This is a genomic window from Duncaniella sp. C9 (assembly GCF_004803935.1).
In the GTDB taxonomy this organism is placed as follows: Bacteria; Bacteroidota; Bacteroidia; order Bacteroidales; family Muribaculaceae; genus Duncaniella; species Duncaniella muris.
In genome coordinates this window covers 1,829,718-1,850,384 of sequence record NZ_CP039547.1, presented here as the reverse complement: position 1 = coordinate 1,850,384, position 20,667 = coordinate 1,829,718, and the positions used below count along the sequence as shown (strand labels likewise).

The window sequence follows — 20,667 nt, the reverse complement described above, 5'->3', positions numbered from 1 at the left end:
TTTGCTACAAACGCAAGCTTTTTTCACACATTTTTTATGCTAAAACCATATTTTTATTTTAAATAGCTCCTTTTAGGCCATTACTTGTCTTATTTTTCACTTTCTTACACAATACATGATGCAGGTCGCCATTTTTTACTATCTTTGCGAATGGATACACCACCTTATTATATATTACATTATATATTATATACTACACATAACCTCCCTTATTTATACCGACGATGACCGACGACGCTCTGAGCCAGCTCTATTTTAAAGACACCGCCTTTCAGAATCTGATGCAGAAGCGCATTTTCAACGTGCTCCTGATTGCTTCGGCCTACGATGCTTTCATGATGGAAGAAGACGGACGCGTCGAAGAACAGCTCTATTTTGAATACACAGCCCTCAACCTTTCCTCTCCCCCGCGAGTCACGCGCGCACTCAACTCCACTGAAGCAATGGAGATCATGAAGGTCAAAAGTTTCGATCTTGTGATCATGATGCCCGGCAACGATGTCAGTGAGACTTTCTCCGGAGCGCGACGCATACGCGAGGCCTACCCCGACATGCCGATAATCGTGCTGACACCGTTCTCCAAAGAGGTGTCACGCCGTCTGGCCAACGAAGATTTCTCAGGCATTGACTATGTCTTTTCATGGCTCGGCAATGTCGATCTGCTCCTGGCCATCATAAAACTGCTCGAAGACAAGATGAACGCCGATGCCGACATCAACGGTGTGGGCGTGCAGATGATACTCCTGGTGGAAGACTCCGTCAGATTCTACTCGTCGGTTCTCCCCATCGTCTATAAATTCATCCTCAAACAGTCACGCGAATTCTCCACCGAGGCTCTGAACGAACACGAACAGATGCTGCGTATGCGCGGACGCCCAAAAGTGATGCTCGCCCGTGACTACGAGGAAGCCATCACTCTCTACGAGCGTTACAGCAACCATATACTCGGAGTGATCAGCGACGTCTCTTTCATGCGCGAGGGAAAAAAAGACCCGAAAGCCGGAATACGCCTTGCCAAAGAGCTACGCTCACGCGACCCCTACCTGCCGATGATCATCGAAAGTTCCGAAAACGAAAACGCCCATGACGTAATCGAGCTCGGCGGCACGTTCATCGACAAGAACTCAAAAAAATTTCCCGTAGACCTCGGCAAGGCCATCATCAACAACTTCGGCTTCGGCGACTTCGTGATCCGCAATCCCGAAACTGGCGAAGAGATCTTCCGCATCAAATCGCTGAAAGACCTGCAGAAAAACATCTTCAACATCCCCGCCGAGGCCCTCTATTGGCATGCCTCGTTCAACGACATCTCGCGCTGGCTCTACTCGCGCGCCATGTTCCCGATTGCAGAGGTGATCAAACACCACCGCTTCCGCGACCTGAAAGATGCCCCGCAGGTGCGCCAGCTGTTCTTCGACCTGATTGTAAAATATCGCAAGATGAAAAACCGCGGAGTCGTGGCCATCTTCCAGAAAGACCGCTTCGACCACTACTCCAACTTCGCCCGCATCGGCCAGGGTTCGCTCGGAGGAAAAGGCCGTGGCCTGGCCTTTATCGACTCGATCATCAAAAAAAATCCGATCTGCGACAATTTCGACGGCATATCAATAACCATTCCGCGCACCGTTGTGCTCTGCACCGACATTTTCGATGAGTTCATGGAGTCGAACCGCCTCTACCCCATAGCCCTCAGCGATGCGCCTGACGAAGAAATCCTCCGCCACTTCCTCGAAGGCAAGCTTCCGCGCAGAATCAAAGACGATCTTCTCGCACTCTTCGAGGTGGTCGACACCCCGATAGCGGTCCGAAGTTCCAGCCTTCTCGAAGACTCCCACTACCAGCCCTTCGCCGGAATCTACTCCACCTACATGGTGCCCAAAAGCTCCGACCCGCAGCGTATGCTCAAAATGGTCACCGACGCCATCAAGGGTGTCTATGCCTCGGTGTTCTACGCCGACTCCAAGGCTTACATGACAGCCACCTCCAACATCATCGACCAGGAAAAGATGGCCGTGATCCTTCAGGAAGTGGTCGGCAAAGAGGTCGACGGCTACTACTTCCCGTCATTCTCCGGCGTGGGCCGCTCTCTCAACTACTACCCTCTCAACGATGAAAAGCCCGAAGACGGAGTGGCCGAAATTGCCGTCGGCCTGGGGAAATACATCGTTGACGGCGGTCTCTCTCTGCGCTTCTCCCCGCGCCACCCCGACAACGTGCTCCAGACCTCCGAACTCTCCCTCGCCCTGCGCGACACACAGACACGCATGTATGCCCTCGACATGAAATCGGCCCAGTCTGACAGCAACCTCATTGTCGACGACGGCTACAACGTGGCCAAAGTCCGCGTTCAGGACCTCGCCGAAAAGGGGGCTCTAAGATACATGGTGTCGACTTTCGACTTCCGCGACAACGTGATCCGCGACTCCGACTCAGGAGAAGGCCGCAAGGTTGTGACCTTCAACAATGTGCTCAAGCACAAGGTCTACCCGCTTGCCGAAGCCGTAGACTTCATGCTCACCACCGGACAGAAAGAAATGCAACGTCCGGTCGAGATAGAGTTCGCGGGCATCATCGGGCCCGACTCTAAGATGATCGGTCCGGGAGCCAAAAACAAGGGCCGCCTCTACTGGCTCCAGATCCGCCCGATAGTCGACCGCAAGGAAACCGTTGACGAAGCCCTTATGGCCACTCCTGATGAAAGACTTCTGCTGAAGTCAGGCACAGCTCTCGGTCATGGCAACATCGAAGGCGTGAAGACGGTGGTCTATGTCCGCCCGGAGAAGTTTTCGTCATCCAACAACTCGCTCATTGCCCGCGAGATCGAGAAGATAAACCGCGACTTCCTCAACCGCGAAGAGCGCTACGTGCTCATCGGGCCCGGCCGATGGGGCTCGTCAGACACTTCGCTCGGCATTCCGGTGAAATGGCCGGCAATCTCGGCAGCCCGCCTGATAGTGGAGTCATCACTGCCGAGCTACCGCATAGAGCCCAGCCAGGGCACACACTTCTTCCAGAACCTCACTTCTTTCGGCGTGGCTTATTTCACTATAGACACCAATGCCCGGCGCAAGGAAGGCGAACCGGTCACCGCGCTCTACGACGTTGACTTTCTCAACTCTCAGCCTGCGGTCTACGAAAGCGACTTCATACGCATAGTCACCTTCGACACCCCGCTCGCCATCGGCGTCAACGGACTGAAAGGTACCGGCGTAGTCCTAAAGCCCTGAGCCGCCAGGCTTCCGCATAAACCCGAACAGACAGCGCCTGCAAGATGCGCGGACAGAAAAAAATCTGTATCGCAGCCTTGCAGGCGCTGTCTGTTATAGTCAGTTTAAGAGGTTGCTTAAAACCTCGAAGTTTCGGCTATCAGAAGAGATAACCGAAACCTACATTGAGATATATCGGATAGAGATTGAATGTCACCGTCTTGAACGACGATTCGAAAATGTCATTGCAACCCCAGGCGAGATTGGCATTGACAAGCAGATGCTTATAGGCAGTCCATGTCACGCCGCCCTGCATACCCCACTGGAAATGGCGCAGATTGTCACCGAAATCATAGTTGGCACGCGAGTCGCCCTCAAACGAGATCTTCGGGCCGGTCGGATCGCCTTCACGGAGATAGCCGTCATAGACATATCCGTCAAAATCATTGCTGAACGCAAAGGCCACATATGGCCCGGCGTGAACCTTAAGGCGCTTGTGGGCCTTGAATACGGCTGTCAGCGGAAACACTAACTGCTGCGAGTGATAGCGGGTCTGCACCATGCCGGTCCAGCGGCCGCTGACAGTAGCGCCGTCCTGAATGATGGCCATACCATAGTTCTTCACCGCAGCCTTGGTTTCCATACCTTTGGTTTCAAGACGCACACCCAGAGAGAGACCCCACTTCTTCTGCACATCCATCCACTTTGTAACAGTGGCACCTATTTGCAGATTAAGTTCCGGACTGTATGAATTAATTTCACGGATTTCGGCAGGGAGAGGCAGAGGAGAAGCTCCCCCGATGTTTGTTCCGGCATAGACCTCATATTCAAACCCGTGGAGCATCGCCTTGATGACTGCCAGCGAACGGTCAACCTGAGCCGTAGCGCCAACAAAGCCGAAAGCCATCGCCAAGGCACCTATTATATAACGTTTGATATTCATTGTTCTATTTTCATTTTATAGATTAGAGGCAGACTACTTCAAGCTCATCTACAAACAGAGCGCTGCCTATAGCTCCTGAGAATTTCGCACCCTCGATGCTCGATGTCATCACCACAGCCAGTGCATAGACCCCGTTTTCAAGTTTTTCAGGATCAAGACTCTTGTCAGGACGATATTTGAATTCTACATCAAAATGAGTCCAGTCAGCAGCCCCCTTGCGCTGATCTTCATCAAGACGTGCCACGGCTATGATGTTGGGATTGTCGTCAGACAGCACATTGTTGCCATCAAGATACTCCATATCGGCAGTGCGTTCGTAGAACACTGCATAGATGTCACATTCATCAATGCGGCCGGGAACTTCCACAAGCTTACGGTCAACAAGCTTCATGAATTTTTCCCCCGGAGCATAGCGATAGTAGCCACGCAGGCCGATAGGCACATAATAGAACGAGGTACCGAACTGGGTTGCTTCCAAGGGCTTGTTGACAGCATTGGTCATATCGAACTTACCTATAAACAGATTGCCTGCAGCCAGAGGCATACCCACCATAGCGCCAAACGTTCCTGTAGAGCGGGTCACCAGTCCGGCACAACGGCCAACCACACCGTTGTCAGCCTGAAATGTCGGATATGTCTCCGGCCCTTTCTTGCCGTTGGTCAGTCCGAAGCCTTGATTTCCGCTCGCCCACACCATATTCGGCACATTGGGATCAGTCGGAGAAAGTTCCACAAATTCATCACACATACCACCCTGGGAGTTGGCCGGAACCACGCGCGCATTCTCGAAACTGTATTTCAGCGCTATCGGATCGTCATGCTTGGCAATGACCGTATAAGTCTTTGACCACTGGCCGTCTTCGGATGTGACTGTATACTCCTGCGGATCGGAGAAGTCGCGCATCGTGCCGCTCGCAGGGTCGATCGTCGCACCCGGAGTGATCTCAAATTCAGGCGCAAGCGCCGTCACATCTACAAAATTCTTTACTATAAAGGTGACCGAATGTACATCCTTGCGGTCTACAATCTCAGCCGGGCGCACAAGCAGTTCTTCCGGCAGGGAAGCTGACACAATGTCACACTCGGCATTGAGCGGTTCGTTCTCGATACATGATGACAGCCACACTGTGGAAAAGAACACTGTCATCACCTGCATCAGGCGAAAAATTTTCATATTGTGATTCAATTACTATATTTGCTTTCAAGTTACAAAATTACGCAAATCGACAGAAATCCGATGGTTTCGCCGGCATTTTTTTCATCTACGCTGTAATCTCACCGCAAATTCGGGCGATTTTTGATCTGTTTTTCCGACCGCCAAATAAATCAGCGATTCTCCACATCGGCGCAAAAATTGCTCTATTATGCTCAATCTGCAACAATTAGATAAATTCCAGCAACATTTTTTAGCTTCTGTTTGCTTAAAAACCGCAAATTATCCGTAACTTTGCCCCGAAATTTTGCGATTTTATAGACATTGGCTATGTCTATCTGAATCGGTCAAACCAAATATTATAAATCACCACGAGTTTCCTTATACACACAAAAAGGAACCGCAGACATTGTTGTGATTACAATAACGGTAACTAACCAATCATTTACATAAACTTAAATTATGAAATTTCTTTACAAATCAATGTATAGCGCCCTGCTGATGGGAGCTATGGGGCTCAACGCCACAGCCCAGCAGCAACTGCCTAACAGCGGGTTCGAAGAAGAGTGGGTTAACTGCATTCCTTGGACAAGCAATGGGAATTCTAAAGATATAGGCTCAACTCCTTCCGGATGGTGCATTTCGCAAGTTATCGGAGTCAGTGGTTTTGGCAAAACTGAAGTCGGTTTTAAAACAGAAGGCTATAATAGCGCTACTGCTGTTGAATTGAAAAACAGCCCTAATTCACTTCTGTCCACCCAAACCGTACCGGGATATATAACATTAGGCAAAACTTGGTCTACATCTGTAATGGGAAACAAAAATGATGGTGGATCATTTGGCGGCATCGAATTCTCAGGTCGTCCGGAAAGCCTGGAATTCATGTACAAACATACTGGCACAGACGGCGAAAAAGCCACAGTCGTAGCCTACCTTTGGAAAGGCCACTGGACACAAAAAGCTGTACCTGGGAATATTGTATCTTTTGGCAGTCCTAAAACCGCCAACATGGTTGACCGTGACCGCTGTGTGCTCGGCTTAGATATGTCCAGTTCTCTTGGTGGAGCGGTTACACCCTCTGATGACGCAGAGCTTATCGCTGTGATAAATGTTGAAATTGAAGACGAGACCACAACCATAAGTGAAGATAATAACGGATGGAAAAAATTCTCTGCTAAATTTGACTATAAGTCCGATGCTACCCCTGAAATGATAAATGTTGTCCTTGCAGCAGGCAATTATTTCGGAGGTGCAACTGCAGTTAAACAAGGCACATCTCTGATTGTTGATGATGTAAAACTCGTTTACCCGACCAAACCGGAAACACACGAAGGGTATATCAACATTTACTGCAAAGACCTGAATCCTGATGACCCTGAGGGCACATTAGCCAAAAACTCTGCTGCGACAATCGAAATTATCCCCACCGGCGAAAATACTTGTACCTTCAAACTTCCCAACTTCGCGCTCGGCGATGGCGATGGCGCAATGCAGTTAGGCGATATTGTTGTAGAAAATGTTACCGTAACCGAGAAAGATGGCGTCAAGACTTTTTCAGGCGTAACAAAAGATCTGAAACTGATGAGTGACATGATCTTAGCAGATGTAACAATCAAAGGCACAATCACCGGAGATGTTGCAGACATGACTATTGATGTTATCTGGACTAACTCTCCGCTCAACGAAGAAGGAACCCCGATCTACGTGACATTCACAACAAATCCCGTAACCAGCGGCATCACCGATATCACTGTTGACAATTCAAACGCTCCCGTTGAATTCTACAACCTCCAGGGTGTGCGCGTGAATGCTGACAATCTGACCCCAGGCATCTATGTTCGCCGTCAGGGCAGCCAGGTCAGCAAGGTGCTCGTGAAGTAAATTGGATGTGATTCTACAGATTCCCCATTTCATATCAAGCAGAAAGCCGCTTCATCACGAAGCGGCTTTCTTGTTTTTCTGTCTGTCGATTGACTCTATATCTATTGGAATATTTTATGTCGCAGAAACCATTTCCTGCAATCCATAAACTGATTAAATTTTACACATTGCAAAGATAGCGCATCATGCGTCCCTCCTATATACCGCTATGTAATAATCAAAATTCGATCTTAATCGAATTATCCAAACAAATCTGACTATAAGTCATTTATATCCCACTAACAAATATTCTGATCTAAACTGCAAAATAACATTTAAACGCCCGGATATAACAAAACATCACCTTTGCACAAAACACAGACGGCAAGTATCCGGTCAATGCCTCACGTGGCGTGATGGTAAATCGGTGTCCTCAACCGGACACCATGCTGCGGGAAACGCAATAGCCCGTGACACCTTCACGTGCGTTACGGTGTCACGGGCTACGAGTAAATCAGCGTCCTCCGGACGCCCATTCAGCACCGCCGTAACAGCCGGTATCCGACAGAACCCACCACGAACAGCCCCACGGGCAGCAGGCATCCAACACCATCCCGGACGGCAACGCAGGCAGCGAGTATCCGGATGAGGGCACCGATTTTCCGCCACGAACAGCCAAGCGGGCAGCGGGTGTCCGCAGGACACCGATTTACTCGTAGCCCCCGACACCGCAGCGCACAGCGCGTAGGTGTCGGGGGGATAAAAGACATCCCCCCAATATGGTGTCCGGCTGAGGACACCGATTTACCATCCCGGATACGGCCGAAGGCATCAGGCAAGGGCACAAAAAAAGAGCTGTCTTCTTCACGAAGACCGCTCTCTCTACAGAATCTAACGTAGTGTAAAATAATTCTAAAAACCTAACGTAAAACAAATCTTTTATTACCTAAATCATTTTCTTCATTCGTAAGTATGATCTCTATTGATATAATCTATAATCCAATATTCTTAACCGGAATCACCCGGTTGTCATAAGTATAACGCAAAGATAGGGCGTTTTTCACCCGCAGTCAATAGTATCGGTGCAAAATCTAAATTATCAAAACAGAATATAAGCAATAATAATTTATCAATCAATGCTTTAAATATAAAGCATTGATTGATAAATCTAAATTCGATCTAAACGGCAAAGAGCCAGAACTCCCCATTTTTCAGGCCTACTTCATGACCCCGATCTGCATAACATCAGAGTCAAAAGTCTCTCGCTCGACGGCCATATTCCTGAATTTATTGCGATAGGTATATATGGTGTTTGTTGACACACCGAGAAAGTGCGCTATTCTTGCGGTGTCATCGACCCCCAAGCGCATGAAGGCCAACACACGCAGTTCCGTAGATAGCACATTAGGCGAACTCAGCACTATCTGTTTATCGGGGAGCAACAGATGATTGAGACCTGTGATAAAGTCGGGATAGATGGCAAGGAAGGTCTCATCGAAAATCTCATCAAACTTTTCACGCTGTTCGTCCATGAACCGGCCTTCTTTCATATATTTCAGAAGGTCGTCAGTCTGACCGGCAGTAATCTTGCGCCGGCACATGCGGGTGAAGTCCTCAAGACTACCCATATAGCTCGAACAGAGATTGATAAACTCCGATATATAGGCTTCCTTTATCATATTGGCGTTAGCAAGCTGGCGCTTGACCTGCTCAAGCTCTTTTACTCGCCGTTTTCTGTGCCGATAGAAGTTACCTAAAAGCAATATAACCACCGAAAGCGTCACGATCAGCCCGAACATCATCAGCATACGCCTGTGAGAGAGCGAACTCAAAGCCTGAGATACCGGTATCATGGACTCAGAGACGAACACAGTGTTTGACATATCACCTGCCCTGACAGAATTTTCGAGCGATATAGACAGATATTTGTAGGCCCTTTCAAGATCACCGAGATCATATAGCGCACGTCCGAGGCGAGCCATCGCCGAACCTTTGAGATCGCCGTTACGCACCTCGGAGATAGCCGCAAGCGACCAGTAGCGTACAGCTTCATGTAATGAACCGAGATAGTAATACTGACCGCCAAGCATCGTCATAGCCAATGAGAAATCCGGATCTGACATATCAAGGTCTGTGGCAAGGTTGTGAAGAGAACCTGCTGACAGCGGACGCTGACCTTTGGCATAATATATGATAGACTGGGCAATCTGTGCTGACGGAGTGTCTGGCGGCAATAGCTCAAGCTGCTTTTCGGCAAAATTCATGCCTTCTTTAAGATAAGATCTGGCAACCTCGCTGCTTTCAAGTATTTCAGCTATGTAAAGATTAAGATCACGGGCGGTTTCATAATAGAGCAAACGGTTTTCCGGGAAAATGCCGTTTTCATTGACATTTTTAAGAGCATTAAGAGCATCAGGGGTAGCGCCGAATTTGCGCAATTCAGAAGCGCTGAGAATCAAAAAACGCTGCGCGCTGACCGAATCGCCGACATTACGGGCCACTTCAAGACCACGGTTGAAAACCGAAATCGCCGAGTCGCAGTTGATAGGAGCCACCATAGTGCCAAGGTCCAGATAAAGTTCCGTTCTTCTCTCCGATTGTGAGGCGATCAGTTTATTAAGCGAATCGGCCGAAGCGATGCGCTTTCTTATATAGCCGTCACGTCTTATCAACTCACGGTCAAGCAGATCAAGCAGCCCCTCTTCTGTAGATGGGAGCGACCCGGCACTACTCGCGGCCATCACCGGAGCCAGCAGTAGCAAGACGTAGCATACAAACAATTTTCTCATTAAACAAACAATAGAAATGTGTTGCAATTTTACAGACAGAATCAACATTCAGAGCGGCCAAGATGCAAGCCGTCAGTCAGTTTGAATTACGGAGATAAAAGGATTGCCAAATAAGGCTAAAGGGTTAGAAAATACCGATTAATATCAATTGATTCTTCGGCAAAGATAGTATTTAATTTTTCCAGATACAAATTTCTACGACAAAAAAATTCGCCTCCGCTTCTTTGCGGAGACGAATTGTCTATGCGGTCCCCAAAGACTGAATACTCTTCTCTACAAGAGCATTATAGCGCCAATCAACGAAGACGGTTGTAGGAATTGAGCAGTTTGACATCTTTTGATATTCCGCCGAGACCGAGAATCTCGAATATGACGGCTACAGGAAGAAGAATATCCCAGACTGAGAAATGGGCATCCATTTCCTCGGCTCCCGCCTGCTTGAAGAGTATGAAGCAGACCACTGCGATGCAGCATAGAGTCAGAAGCAGGCTGATGGTAAGCACCGTCCGCTGCAGCGGCAGATTGCGGAAAAGAAATATGTCTACAATAAGCAGTATTACGGCTGCGGCTGCCGGTATCAGAAGCCCATACTCATACATGGTGTAGAGTTTCTCAGTGACAACCGGCTGACCGGAAAGATAATCTACTTCCCCATAGGGCACAATCACAAATATCATCATCGCTACAAGCGCGAGGAAGATATAGACGGTCTGGATGCGTTGTATCTGCATAACGTTTATTTTTTTGAATTGATGATTTCATTCAACAAAGGCCACCATGACCTTCGGGAGGTCAAAAGTACTAAAATTTTAACAATTGAGCGCATGATTAGTTGGCATTTTTCTGTAATTTTGTCCAAAAATCACTGATTCATGAAAGCAGAACGCCCCCTTATACTCATAACCAATGATGACGGAATCGGGTCACGCGGAATAGCCCATCTCACACGCATAGCGGTGACATTAGGCGATGTTGTGGTCGTGGCCCCTGACAGCGCGCAGTCAGGCAAGTCATCAGCTATCAGCGTAAACACGCCTCTCTTCATCAACGAACATCAGCCGCTTGAAGGCGCCCGCATGATGAGCGCCAACGGCACACCGGTTGACTGCGTGAAGCTCGCCATGTTTGCTGTGCTTGACCGCAGGCCCGATCTGATTCTTTCCGGTATCAACCACGGATCAAACGCCGCTGTCAACAATATATATTCCGGAACAATGGGAGCCGCAATGGAAGGTTGTCTGCTTGGAATACCCTCGATAGGCTATTCGCTGCTTGACCATTCGCCCGGAGCCGATTTCGATCCACTGACACCTTTCATTAAAGAGATAACCGCCAAAGTGCTTGCCGAAGGACTGCCTGAGGGGATTTGCCTGAACGTGAACTTCCCCACCCGCTGCACTCCGAAAGGCATCAAAGTTGTGCGCGCGGCCAAAGGACGGTGGACTGAGGAATATGCCACCTACGCCACTCCCCACGGCACTCCGTTCTACTGGCTGACGGGCAAGTTCCACAATGACGAGCCTGACAATCTGGAGACAGATGAATACTGGCTGAAACAGCGGTATGGCACGATTGTCCCGATCCGCCCTGATCAGACAGCCACAGATATGATAATCCGTGTAAGGGATATCTTTTCAGAAATCTGAAAAGCGGTCGTGACGAAGCAGATAATATTCAAGAAGGATGTTCGGACGGCCGGACAGCAGATCGACACGTGGATCCGTATCATAAACTGCCTGCATACGTGAGAAATCACGATGGGCCCTGACCACAGCCCGCGCATTGCCGAAATCAAGACATGCCATGAACTTGGCCCATGCCAGAGTATCAAGCAGGCGGCGCCACACCAGACGGCGCGTGCGCCCGCTGCGCGGAAGGTTCTTGCGGAGCATCAGCAGATTGTTGCGGAAATTCAGATAGGTTTTGCGCGGATTAGAAGCCGGCAGACTCCCGCCTCCCAGATGATAGACAGCCCCTGACGGAACCGCCCACAATTGTCGGCCGGCAAGCCTCATACGCCAGCAGAGATCAATCTCTTCCATATGGGCAAAGAACGCCTTGTCAAGCCCTCCTACCGAAAGATAAAGACTGTTGTCAACCATCAGCGCGGCACCGCTTGCCCAATCGACCTGAATAGGGCTGTCATACTGCCCGCAGTCGGTCTCGACAGTTCCGAATATGCGTCCGCGGCAATATGGATAACCGTTGCGGTCAAGAAAACCGCCGGCGGCCCCGGCATATTCAAATTTTTCAGGCTCTGTCAGTGACAGAATTTTCGGCTGAACAGCTCCCGCCTCCGGATGCGACTCCATGAAGTTGAACATAGGTGTAAGCCAGTCATCCTTGACCTCGACATCAGAGTTCAGAAGCACACTATATTTATAATGTGGCGCCAATTCCTTTATGGCGAGATTATAACCTTCGGCAAAACCGTGGTTCTCGCTGAAGAGAATGGTGCGAACATTCGGGAAATCACGCTTGAGCAAGTCAACGGAGCCATCGGTCGATCCGTTGTCGGCCACGAAGACATCCGCTATGGCAGACGGAGTGTGGCGCACCACCGACGGAAGATAGGCGCGCAGAAATTTCTCGCCGTTCCAGTTGAGAATTATAACGGCCACACGGGCCGGGACTGATTCAGCCGCAACCGTCATTTCAGTCATTTTACAACCTCCCCTTCCGACTCTTCTCCTTCAGGGTTCATGGCGAGAATCGTCACTGGAGCCACAGTGTTTGACAATTCCGGAGCCGGAGCAATGTTGACACGCAGATAATTATCAGTAAATCCGGCCATCGAGCCGTCATGGCGCGGATGCTCTATCAGAAGTGGACGCGTTGTCCCGACGAAACGCGATGTGAAATTCTTCAGTTTCTTTTCAGAGACGGCGAGCATCAGACGAGTGCGCCGGTGCTTCTCTTCCTGACTGACGGCATGGGCTATTTCCAGCGCCCGTGTGCCGGGACGCTCGCTGTAGGTGAACACATGCAGGCGAGAGATATCAAGCGACTCTACAAAAGCCTTCGACTCCTCAAAGAGCTCCTCGGTCTCTCCGCGCGCGCCCACAATCAAGTCGACACCTATAAACGCATCAGGCATCACCCGGCGTATATGCTCGATCTTGCTGCGGAAAAGCGCCGTGTCGTAGCGTCGGCGCATCAGGCGCAACACCTCGTCGCTGCCGTTTTGCAATGGGATATGAAAATGAGGCATGAAGCGCTTTGATCGGCTCACGAAGTCAATCAGTTCATCAGTAAGCAGATTCGGTTCGATCGAGGAAATGCGATAGCGCTCTATTCCTTCGACTTCATCAAGAGCCTTGCACAGATCAAAGAAAGTCTCACCGGAGCCACGCCCGAAGTCGCCGATATTAACACCGGTGATGACAATTTCCTTGCCACCCTCGGCTGCCACATCGCGGGCCTGGGCGACTATCTCCTCAATCGATCCTGAGCGGCTGCGCCCACGGGCCATAGGGATGGTACAGTAGGAACACCAGTAGTCACAACCGTCCTGCACCTTCAGAAAATAACGTGTGCGGTCGCCACGCGAGCATGAAGGACTGAAAGAGCGTATCTCTTTTGTCGGCGTGACAAATGTGGCGGCCTCTTCAGCCGAAGAAGCGCCGGTGACCCGGTCGAGATAATCAGCCAGTTCGAGTTTGCGATCCGTACCGGCCACAACAGCCACACCGGGAAGCGACGCGACCTCGCCCGGCTTGAGCTGGGCATAGCACCCGGTCACCACGATCTTAGCCTCAGGATAGCGGCGTGCGAACGACCGTATCGCCTGACGGCATTTCTTGTCGGCGATCTCGGTGACACTGCATGAATTGACCACTATAAAATCAGGCCTGTCACCATCATGGACACGCTGAATCCCACGGGAGGCAAAGATGCGCGCCACCGTGGAAGTCTCGGCGAAATTCAGTTTGCATCCAAAAGTATGAAACAGTGCAGTCTGATTTCCAAAAGTCTCCTTATCAATCAAGGTATGTCTCTTTGAAGAATAAATTAGAAGTTGTTTAATCAGGGCTCCTTTTTCAGTCGAAGTTTTCGGCCTGGATAGGAATCGGACGCTTGAGCACCTCTTTAAATGAGATAAGAGTTTCGGTGCGTCCAACGGCGCCAAGGCTGATCTGATGTATCACTTCAAGAAGATGCTCGTTGTTGCGGGCGAAGATCTTGGCGAAAATATCATAGCTGCCTGTAGTGAAGTGACAGTCGACCACTTCAGGTATATCCTTAAGCAACTGGACAACCTCATTGAATTTTGAAGAGTCCTGCAGGATAAAGCCTATATATGCACAAGTCTCGTAACCGACAGATGCGGGGTCGATTATTGTCTCAAAGCCCTTTATGATGCCGGACGAAGTCAGTTTCTGTATGCGCTGATGTATGGCTGCGCCTGATACATTAGTCTCACGTGCTATCTCAAGAAACGGCTTGCGAGCATTGCTGGAAAGCATTTTGAGAATCTTGAAATCCAGCATGTCAAAATGTTGTCTTGCCATTAGTTTTAAAATTTGCTCTATAATGGTTTATTAAAAATGCATTTGTATCAATCGGGCCACAGCCCGTTTTACAATGCAAAATTAGCCAAAAAATCACAATTATTAATACAAATCTTGGGTTTTAATTATAAATTTCAATCTTCACGCCTGAAATCCAAACTCTAAACACCGCGCGAATGACTGTTTTTACAATAATTAATGCTGTATATCCCATATGCTCTTTGTCTATTTTCGGATAATGTTATATCTTTGCAGAGATTTTCCTGACAGGTCCTGAGATTTCACCTCCATTCCGAGATCTTCCATTTTCCCAAAGGAACTACGTCTATCTTACTATTAAGGTGCAGTTTTGAGATATTCTCAACTATATATCATCACAATAGTGCTGCTGTGTGCCCTCTCCGTAGGTGCATTCTCGCGCTCCGTAAACCCCGGTTCAATTGCCGGGGGTGTTGATGTCATGCAACCGGAATCCATTCCTTCGCCACAGGCCCAGCCTACAGAAATTGAACCTCTGCCAATATCCGCCGCTGACAGCCTCAGTCCTGACACAACCGAGACATTGGATTCCGACGAAATCATATACCAGAAACCAGCCACCCCCTTTGATGCCACAGCTAACCGCCGGTCAGCGCCTGCGCCTGAGCAAATCGCATCAGCGGATTCGGCTATCCTCAGCACTGACTCTGCCGGCATAGCCGCTGACAGCCTTGCCGGCCAGATAACACGCCACACCTATACCCCTGACAGCACCCGCCGGTCACAGCTGAGCCGCCGTCGCATCACTCCGCCGGAAAAGGGATCGAACATCGTGCGCACAAAGGTAGACCTTGACAATGCTGTCGACTTTTCGGCCCAAGACTCAATGGTGCTCATCGGGCGCAACACCGCATTCATGTATGGCGACAGCAAAGTCAGCTATGGCAACATCAAACTTGATGCCGAACAGATCGAGATGAATCTCGACAACAACACCGTCTATGCAATGGGCGGCGTAGACTCCGTCGGCGACCTCTTCGGCACTCCCGTATTCGAAGACAACGGGACATCTTATGAGGCAAAAACAATGCACTACAACTTCAAGACGGAATACGGCTACATCACCGATGTAATCACCCAACAGGGCGAAGGCTATCTGACAGGCGGACAGACAAAGAAAATAGACGAAAACACTTTCTATGTACAGAACGGCCGCTACACCACCTGCGACAACCACGATGACCCCCACTTCTATCTTCAGCTGACAAAAGCCAAAGTCCGGCCAGGCAAAGACGTGGTCAGCGGACCGGCCTATATGGTGCTTGCCGGACTGCCACTCCCGTTAGCTGTGCCTTTCGGATACTTTCCATTCTCTGAAAAATATTCATCCGGTATCATATTCCCCACCTTTGGCGATGACTACAACCGCGGCTACTATCTCAGTAACGGCGGTTACTACCTCGCACTCAGCGACAACATTGACCTTGCCCTCACCGGCGAGATCTACACCCTCGGCTCCTGGGGCCTGCGCGCTGAATCGCGCTATGTCAAACGATACAAATATTCCGGAGGATTCAACATCTCGTATCTCAAGACCATCACCGGCGACAAAGGAATGCCCGACTATACTAAGTCGACCAACTTCCAGGTGCTCTGGAACCACAGCCAGGACTCAAAAGCCAACCCCAACATGAGTCTCTCGGCAAGCGTGAACTTCACCACCAGCGGCTATACGCGAAACGACCTGAACTCATACTACTCAAACGCTTTCACCGAAAACACAAAGAGCAGTACGATCAACATGACCTACCGTTTTCCCAACTCAAAATGGTCCGTCTCGACAACAGCCAACATCTCCCAGCGCTCCCAGGACTCAAATCTTGCCGTCTCTTTTCCCAACTTCACCATAACCATGTCTCAGCTCTATCCCTTCAAGCGTAAACGCGCTGTGGGTGAAGAGAAATGGTATGAAAAAATCAAACTCTCCTATTCAGGTCAGTTCAACAACTCCCTGACTGCAAAGCAGGATGAATTTTTCAAGAAAAGCCTCATCAAGGATTGGCGCAACGGCATGCGTCACAGCATCCCCATCAGCGCCACCTTTAACCTGTTCAAATACCTCAACCTCACCCCGTCGATCAACCTGACCGACCGAATGTATTCAACCAAAGTCCGCCGGCAGTGGGATCCGAATGCCTCCGCCGAGGTCCTTGACACCACCTATAATTTCTATAACGTCTGGGACTTCAGTGCCGCAGTATCGCTTGACACCAAAATCTACGGCTTCTTCCAGCCGCTGCCATTTCTGGGCGACAAGGTCAAGATGATCCGCCACGTGCTCACCCCCACAATCTCTTTTACCGGATCACCGGACTTTGCATCGAAATTTTTCGGCTATTACGGATCCTACCAGTATCCTGACGCCAAAGGAGAGATGCAGACACGCACCTACTCCTACTTCCCGAACTCACTGTTCGGAGTCCCCGGCCAAGGCAAAACAGGCGCCATAAGCATCTCGCTTGCCAACAATCTGGAAATGAAAGTCAAGTCAGACAAAGACTCGATCGGGGAGAAGAAAATTTCATTGATCGAAAACCTTTCGCTGTCACAAAGCTACAATTTTGCCGCCGACTCAATGCGCTGGTCAAATCTCAACACCTCAATAATGCTCCGTCTGGTCAAGAACTTCAACCTTAACCTCTCGGCAACCTGGGATGTCTATACCTATGCGCTCAACTCAGCCGGCAACCCCGTGCGTGTCAACAAGCTCCGCATATCTCAAGGCAAAGGCTGGGGCAAGCTTTCAAGCACAGGCACTTCGTTCAGCTACACCTTCAACAACGACACTTTCAAAAAGCTGTTCGGCAAAGACAAGGATAAAAAAGACAAAAAAGACAACGGCAAAGCCCAAAGCATGGATCAGGAATTTGCCGAAACAACATCTGACTACGAAAGCCCCACCCGAAAAAGCAGCAAGAAAAATTCCGGCATGGAATTTGACGATGACGGCTACATGAAATGGAGTGTGCCCTGGAATCTCACATTCAACTACTCCGTCAATTACGGCTATGGAGAATTCGACTACAAAAAACTGGAATACAAAGGCAAGATAACTCAAAACCTTTCTTTTTCAGGCAATATCAGACCAACGGCCAACTGGAATTTCGGTTTTTCGGCCAGCTACAACTTCGACACCCGTAAACTCGCCTACATGAACTGCAACATCTCGCGTGACATGCACTGCTTCACCATGCGCGCAAGCTTCGTGCCGGTAGGACCATACAAGAGCTACAATTTCCACATATCAGTCAAATCCTCGCTCCTGCAAGACCTCAAGTATGACAAACGCTCATCATACTCCAACGGCGTGCAATGGTATTGATACCTCATTACATTGGCCCCGGATATTGATATCCTGACAATGAATATATGGCATTGCAATAAACTTTTCATCTCCATTTAGTGTTATTAAACCGAATCCGCATTTGCATCCAATCGCAAATTACCGGATACGATCACCGGAAACTATTATTTATCACTACTTAATAACACCAAGAGATGAAAAAAATTCTACTTATCATGTGTGCTGTTTTAGGGATGGCCTTCGGAGCACACGCCCAGAAAGCACAACTCCAGATCGGTTACGGCGGCTACACTCAGATGGACGCCACTGACATGCACGACGGAGGATCAGTCAACAGCGCATGGGGAGCACTGACCACAGCTGTCAACTTCAAAGTAATGCCCAAAACACACCTTGGTATCTCATACACTTTCTCATCGGCGAGCTACAAGCACTCAGATGATGCGAATGCCTATTACCACGTGATCATGCTCAACGGCCGCTACGACTATTGGAGAAACCGGGTAGCAACACTTTACGGACATCTCGGCATCGGTGTTGACATCACCCACATGGCCGGTGACGACTGGTCTAAAAACAAAGCCTACTTCGCATTCCAGGCCTCTCCACTCGGAGCTGATGTAAATCTTACCCGTGTCACCAGCATTTTCGGCGAACTTGGTTTTGGAGCGCAAGGTCTGCTTCAGGTTGGTGTCCGCTTCAACCTGTAAGCTGAAATCTATGGCGCTTAACCCGCTAATGAATAACAGTCATGAGTGATAAGATTTCCTACGAAGAGCGCAAAGATATGCCGGATTCCGTGTTCGGTCTTCCTGAACGCCGGGAATATCCTATGCCTGACGCAGCCCATGTACGTGCTGCCGAAGCCTACTTCCGATATTGCCCCGAAGATCTAAAACCGAAACTGGCCCGTGCCATACTCCAACGCGCCCAGGACTACGGAGTAGACATCGAAAGCCCGACCATACGGTCATATGCCCGTCAATAATATCAGAGACCATTACATATATATTATGGTTCTATAATCAGACAGCCCCGGCCCTGAAAATTAAAATTTCGGCTGGGACTATCTGCTTACACTGTATTGCCGCAACGGGAGACAATGGCAATCTAAGATCTAAGATTAACATCAATTATGACTATTTTTGCGAACTGATTAACAATTTATTCCTATTTTTGTAAAAATAACATCATCACTTTACAGATGGAAAAAGATCTTAAGCCTGACGACTCGACTCTCGTGGCACGTCTGAGAGACCCCTCGACATGCCGCGCGGCGTTCAATGACCTCATCCGTCTGTATTCCGAGCCGCTTTATCGCCTGATCCGTCGCACTGTCCAGCTTCATGACGATGCCGATGATATCCTCCAGAACACATTCTTAAAAGCCTGGCAGAACATAGAAAATTTTCGTGGAGATGCCAAACTTTCAACATGGCTGTATAAAATCGCAGTAAACGAAAGCATCTCCTATCTTGAGCGTGAGAAAAAAAGACGAGGGATCTCACTCGATGACGATGAATCTCAACTCATAGCTCTCATCCAGGCAGACACTAACATTGACGGCAACGAGCTTGCGCTAAAACTCCGCAACGCCATAGCCACACTCCCTGAAAAGCAGCGCCTTGTTTTCAACATGCGCTACTATGATGACATGAAATACGAACAGATGTCAGAAATCATGGGAACATCTGTCGGAGCCTTGAAGGCATCATATCATCTCGCTGTAAAAAAAATCGAACAATTTTTTGCAGACTCTGATTAAACTAAATTCTGCCCGGAGAGTCTAATCATAAAATTGTAATCAATTTTAAGCTTCAAAAAACAAGAGACACGATGAAAGATATATTGACAAAGGCAGCTCGAAACGACGGAATGACCGTGCCAGACGGTTATTTCGATGATTTTGCCGCACGCATGGCCGCTTCGCTTCCTGAAATGGAATGGGAAAAGCCTCAGCCTAAGGTCATGCCACACACTGCATGGCAGCGGGTGAGACCATATCTGTATCTTGCCGCAATGTTCATGGGTGTATGGTGCATGATGAAAATGTTTGACCTGATGCGCACCGACTCTTCCGGGCTCTCAATTGACAACAATCCTGTCATGACTGCTGCTTTGAACAACGATCACTTTATCAACGAATATTTTATAAACGAGGGAGATATCAGCGAATATCAGCTGATGCAGGATCTCTATGAAACCGGATTTGATCCATCTGTCTGTGAAGAAGAACTGACAGATGAATTCACCGACTCGACCGTGATTCCGGAAAATCCGGAATTCCCCATTTCTGACATCTGACCCATATCTCGTCTTTATCAAACCACCGCACCTTCATGAAACAGATCATCTTTTCCATTGTCTTCTCTATAGCCGCCGCTACAGTTTCACCACTGTCAATCCAGGCTCAGCGCCCGTCAGAGCGTGAACGGGTGACATGGATGAAAGAAATTCAGCAATACAAGAACGATTTCCTCATCAAAAAGCTCGCGCTTAATGATGAACAGAAAACGTCTTTTCTGCCTCTTTACAATTCAATGGAAGATGAAGTCAGAAAAGTTCAGGAGGAAGCCGGACAACTCTACCAGCAGACTATGCGCAAAGGAGACAAAGCTACAGATCTGGAATATGAAAAAGCTGCTGAAGCAGCCTATGAACTTAAAGGCCGCGAAAATGAGATCGAGATGAAATACTTCAAGGATTTCAAATCCATCCTTACGCCACAACAACTCTTTAAGCTCAAGGATGCCGAACGTGATTTCACCCGCCAGCTGATGCGCCAGCATCGCCGCCAACAAAAAAGATAAACCCTTTTACTAAACCTCTTTTTCACCCCCCACTTCTCTATTCCTTTTATTT

16 protein-coding genes are annotated in these 20,667 nt (G+C 49.0%); 9 read left to right on the top strand and 7 right to left on the bottom strand.

The features are described 5' to 3' along the window. The first annotated feature begins 224 nt into the window (after positions 1–224). Complete coding sequence (locus E7745_RS07490; protein ID WP_107031531.1) at positions 225–3,227, top strand: PEP/pyruvate-binding domain-containing protein; 3,003 nt, start codon at positions 225–227, stop codon at positions 3,225–3,227. A 139-nt stretch (positions 3,228–3,366) separates the two neighbouring features. Here the strand turns inward: E7745_RS07490 and E7745_RS07485 are convergent, their stop codons facing one another. Together E7745_RS07485 and E7745_RS07480 are read right to left on the bottom strand one after the other, a co-directional pair. Then, complete coding sequence (locus E7745_RS07485; RefSeq protein ID WP_370291905.1) at positions 3,367–4,143, bottom strand: porin family protein; 777 nt, start codon at positions 4,141–4,143, stop codon at positions 3,367–3,369. A 28-nt stretch (positions 4,144–4,171) separates the two neighbouring features. Next, positions 4,172–5,323, bottom strand: a complete 1,152-nt coding sequence (locus tag E7745_RS07480) for a PCMD domain-containing protein (RefSeq protein ID WP_136408570.1) — start codon at positions 5,321–5,323, stop codon at positions 4,172–4,174. Between the two features lie 441 nt (positions 5,324–5,764). On the opposite strand from E7745_RS07480, the gene E7745_RS07475 reads away from it, so the two are divergent. Further along, positions 5,765–7,183 (top strand): calycin-like domain-containing protein, encoded by a 1,419-nt coding sequence (locus E7745_RS07475; RefSeq protein WP_136408569.1) that lies wholly within the window; start codon positions 5,765–5,767, stop codon positions 7,181–7,183. A gap of 1,196 nt (positions 7,184–8,379) precedes the next feature. Here the strand turns inward: E7745_RS07475 and E7745_RS07470 are convergent. Both E7745_RS07470 and E7745_RS07465 read right to left on the bottom strand, forming a co-directional pair. Beyond that, positions 8,380–9,951, bottom strand: a complete 1,572-nt coding sequence (locus E7745_RS07470; protein WP_133166496.1) for a DUF6377 domain-containing protein — start codon at positions 9,949–9,951, stop codon at positions 8,380–8,382. A gap of 296 nt (positions 9,952–10,247) precedes the next feature. Next, positions 10,248–10,682, bottom strand: coding sequence for a DUF4293 family protein (locus E7745_RS07465; RefSeq protein WP_107031526.1), 435 nt, complete (start codon positions 10,680–10,682; stop codon positions 10,248–10,250). Positions 10,683–10,823: 141 nt separating this feature from the next. On the opposite strand from E7745_RS07465, the gene surE reads away from it, so the two are divergent. Beyond that, positions 10,824–11,597, top strand: a complete 774-nt coding sequence (gene surE, locus E7745_RS07460) for a 5'/3'-nucleotidase SurE (RefSeq protein WP_136408568.1) — start codon at positions 10,824–10,826, stop codon at positions 11,595–11,597. On the opposite strand, the gene E7745_RS07455 is transcribed toward surE, so the two are convergent. From E7745_RS07455 to E7745_RS07445, 3 genes are read right to left on the bottom strand one after another with little or no spacing between them, the layout of a single operon-like run. After that, entirely contained in the window at positions 11,586–12,614 is a 1,029-nt protein-coding gene (locus E7745_RS07455; protein ID WP_240740263.1) for a glycosyltransferase family 2 protein, read from the bottom strand. The two genes, surE and E7745_RS07455, sit on opposite strands and share 12 nt — an antisense overlap. Further along, complete coding sequence (gene mtaB, locus E7745_RS07450; RefSeq protein WP_136408567.1) at positions 12,611–13,939, bottom strand: tRNA (N(6)-L-threonylcarbamoyladenosine(37)-C(2))-methylthiotransferase MtaB; 1,329 nt, start codon at positions 13,937–13,939, stop codon at positions 12,611–12,613. The genes E7745_RS07455 and mtaB overlap by 4 nt, the downstream gene beginning before the upstream one ends. Before the next feature lie 52 nt (positions 13,940–13,991). Then, positions 13,992–14,462 (bottom strand): Lrp/AsnC family transcriptional regulator, encoded by a 471-nt coding sequence (locus E7745_RS07445; RefSeq protein WP_107031523.1) that lies wholly within the window; start codon positions 14,460–14,462, stop codon positions 13,992–13,994. Positions 14,463–14,811: 349 nt separating this feature from the next. Here E7745_RS07445 and E7745_RS07440 point away from each other — a divergent pair, with 349 nt between their 5' ends. The 6 genes from E7745_RS07440 to E7745_RS07415 all read left to right on the top strand — a co-directional run bounded on the left by E7745_RS07440 (position 14,812) and on the right by E7745_RS07415 (position 20,615). Then, positions 14,812–17,823: a putative LPS assembly protein LptD gene (locus E7745_RS07440; protein ID WP_136408566.1), complete on the top strand. Its 3,012-nt coding sequence runs from the start codon at positions 14,812–14,814 to the stop codon at positions 17,821–17,823. A gap of 176 nt (positions 17,824–17,999) precedes the next feature. After that, a complete protein-coding gene (locus E7745_RS07435) occupies positions 18,000–18,515 on the top strand; it encodes an outer membrane beta-barrel protein (RefSeq protein ID WP_136408565.1) in 516 nt (171 codons plus the stop codon). Between the two features lie 41 nt (positions 18,516–18,556). Further along, positions 18,557–18,793, top strand: coding sequence for a hypothetical protein (locus E7745_RS07430; RefSeq protein ID WP_107031520.1), 237 nt, complete (start codon positions 18,557–18,559; stop codon positions 18,791–18,793). Positions 18,794–19,009: 216 nt separating this feature from the next. Then, positions 19,010–19,570 carry an RNA polymerase sigma factor gene (locus tag E7745_RS07425; protein ID WP_136408564.1) on the top strand — a complete coding sequence of 187 codons (561 nt, stop codon included), beginning with the start codon at positions 19,010–19,012 and terminating at the stop codon, positions 19,568–19,570. A gap of 71 nt (positions 19,571–19,641) precedes the next feature. Then, a complete protein-coding gene (locus E7745_RS07420) occupies positions 19,642–20,109 on the top strand; it encodes a hypothetical protein (RefSeq protein ID WP_107031518.1) in 468 nt (155 codons plus the stop codon). Positions 20,110–20,144: 35 nt separating this feature from the next. Next, the gene (locus E7745_RS07415; RefSeq protein WP_107031517.1) at positions 20,145–20,615 is read left to right on the top strand and encodes a hypothetical protein; all 471 of its coding nucleotides are present in this window, start codon (positions 20,145–20,147) and stop codon (positions 20,613–20,615) included. Positions 20,616–20,667 lie beyond the last annotated feature (52 nt).